We start from the raw sequence: 2,685 nt of genomic DNA on the forward strand, positions 1-2,685 counted from the left end.
TGCGGAATCCTCTTGGGTTGGTGGTTTTGGTTCGCGCTTAAAACATACCAGATCCAAGAGGATTTTTTTATGCCTGATCAATAATATTAACCAGAAATCAATGAATTATGAGTTTCTGGATGGGCACGAGTTAGATCTGCGATATCAGGATTCCGTGGTTTCTGTAAGGGTTTTGTCGTCCCACCTGGGGCGGTTTGCCCTTAGCTCACGGACTGATTTCATCCAGCCAACCCCATCAACCAACTCACCGGTTTCCGGGTCAATGGGCGGGTACGGCAGGTTGCGGTCGTCGCAGTAGCGTTTTACCACCGGCTGGCACCAGCGGAACAACAGGCGGTTGTACTCGTCGTCCGGTAGTCTCCGGTAGTCATACAGCCCCGCCAGTTTTCGCTGCCTCTGGGCCTCCGAGAGAATAATGGCGCAGGCAGATGAGACGTTCAGGGACTCGACCATGCCCATCATCGGAATCACGATGTGCTCGTCTGCCTGTTGGGCCGCGTTGTCGCTGACGCCGTCCACTTCGTTACCCATGATCACTGTGCAGGGCACGGTGAAATCCGCTTCCCGCTAGTCAATCGCGCGGTCTGACAGCTGCGCTGCGTAGAGCTTGTGCCCCTGCGCTTTCAGGGTGCTGATTGCCTTATCCATGGTGGGATGGGTGTGCGTGGTTACCCAGTTGTAGCTGCCCCCGGCAGTTTTTCGGAACGCGCGGAAACCTTCCCGCGGCCATACCACGTGCATGTTGGCAACCCCGAAGGCGTCGCAGGAGCGGATGATGGCCGACAGGTTGCGGGGTTTGTGGACCTGGTCGGTGAGGACGCGAAGGTCGGGTTGGCGGGTGTTGAGGGTTTGTTTGATTCGGTTCAGGCGTTCGGGGGTCATGGTTTTTTGGTAGTTAAAGTTGTCGGATGAGGCTTGGCACATCGGTTTGGGAAGGGGTTGGGTGGGGCCTTTTGAAAACCGTGGAGGGCCATGGATGGCCCGACCGAGCCTACACGGACGTATTCACGGCGTGTTTTCAAAAGGCCTCGCCCAACCGCTTCGTGCTCCAAAGCGCCAATAATACCACAGCCGATTTAGAGGATTGCCGAGACAAAGGTGGTTGCGGATTGATCACCCCGTTATAATGTGCAGCTAACTTTTTTGAGCGCCAATCCTGACCTGCCGGCGCAAATCATACACCAACCGCGTTGAGAATCATGGCCAAAAAGCTGTACATCAAGACCCATGGCTGCCAGATGAACGAGTACGACTCTTCCAGAATGGCAGACCTGCTGCGCACCGGAGAAACCGTCGAAATGACCGATTCCCCTGACGACGCCGACATTCTGTTGCTGAACACCTGCTCCATCCGGGAAAAAGCCCAGGACAAGGTGTTCCACCAGCTGGGCCGCTGGAAAAAGCTGAAAAACAGCAAGCCGGATCTGATTATTGGCGTGGGCGGCTGCGTGGCCAGCCAGGAAGGCCAGGCCATCATCGATCGGGCGCCCTACGTGGACATGGTCTTCGGCCCACAAACCCTGCACCGCCTGCCGGACATGATTACCGAAGTCCGCGCCAAGGGAAACGGTGTCGGTGTTGTGGATGTCAGCTTCCCGGAAATCGAGAAATTCGACAATCTTCCAGACCCAGGCGCCGATGGCCCCTCCGCGTTTGTCTCCATCATGGAAGGCTGCAGCAAATACTGCACCTTCTGCGTGGTGCCCTACACCCGCGGTGAAGAAGTCAGCCGGCCGGTGGATGATGTGATCACCGAAGTGGCGCACCTGGCCGGCCAGGGCGTACGCGAGGTTAACCTGCTGGGTCAGAACGTGAATGCCTACCGTGGTGAGACTCACGACGGCGATGTGATGGATATGGCCGAACTGGTCACGCTGATCGCTACCATCGACGGCATTGACCGCATCCGTTATACCACCTCCCATCCAGTGGAATTCTCGGATTCGCTGATCGAGGTCTACGAACAGGTTCCGGAACTGGTCAGCCACTTGCACCTGCCGGTCCAGAGTGGTTCCGACCGCATCCTGGCGGCCATGAAGCGCGGCCATACGGCGCTGGAATACAAATCCAAACTCCGCCGGTTACGCAAGATCCGCCCGGACATCAGCTTCTCGTCGGACTTCATTATTGGTTTCCCGGGTGAAACCGAAAAAGACTTTGAAGACACCATGAAGCTAATCAACGATATCGGTTTCGACGTGTCCTTCAGCTTCATCTACAGCGCCCGGCCCGGCACCCCGGCGGCAGATCTGCCGGACGATACGCCGATGGCGGTGAAGAAGCAGCGCCTGAGCATCCTGCAGGATCGCATCAACCAGCAGGCCATGGACATCAGCCGCAAGATGGTTGGCACGACCCAGCGCATCCTGGTAACGGGCCTGTCCAAAAAGGACCCCGGTGAATACGCGGGCCGTACCGAGAACAACCGTATTGTGAACTTCCGGCACGAGAATCCGGAGGTGGTTGGGCATTTTATTGACGTGGAGATCAAAGAGGCATTGCCTAATTCTCTGCGGGGTATGCCTGTTAACTCGGAGATGTATTGAGCTTGGGCTCCCATGGGTCCAGAGTTTGGTGAATGGCGAGTGGTGGGTATGCCTTCCCAAAAAACGCTTCAAGCCCATCCATGGGCGCTTGGGCTCCGCCATCCATGGCTCCGCACATTTTTGGGAAGGCATACCCACC

At 56.8% G+C, this 2,685-nt stretch carries 2 protein-coding genes and 1 pseudogene; 1 reads left to right on the forward strand and 2 read right to left on the reverse strand.

The annotated features are described in order from the left end of the window. Positions 1-144 precede the first annotated feature (144 nt). Both M8010_RS20185 and M8010_RS20190 read right to left on the reverse strand, forming a co-directional pair. Entirely contained in the window at positions 145-441 is a 297-nt protein-coding gene (locus M8010_RS20185) for an RNA methyltransferase (RefSeq protein WP_284048230.1), read from the reverse strand. Continuing rightward, a pseudogene (locus tag M8010_RS20190) lies at positions 421-924 on the reverse strand (TrmH family RNA methyltransferase); the annotation flags it as partial. The pseudogene M8010_RS20190 and the gene M8010_RS20185, both read right to left, overlap by 21 nt. A 275-nt stretch (positions 925-1,199) precedes the next feature. On the opposite strand from M8010_RS20190, the gene miaB reads away from it, so the two are divergent. Continuing rightward, positions 1,200-2,546 (forward strand): tRNA (N6-isopentenyl adenosine(37)-C2)-methylthiotransferase MiaB, encoded by a 1,347-nt coding sequence (gene miaB / locus M8010_RS19845; protein ID WP_250094429.1) that lies wholly within the window; start codon positions 1,200-1,202, stop codon positions 2,544-2,546. Positions 2,547-2,685: the final 139 nt, after the last annotated feature.

This window comes from Marinobacter sp. ATCH36, assembly GCF_023555055.1.
Classification (GTDB): Bacteria; Pseudomonadota; Gammaproteobacteria; order Pseudomonadales; family Oleiphilaceae; genus Marinobacter.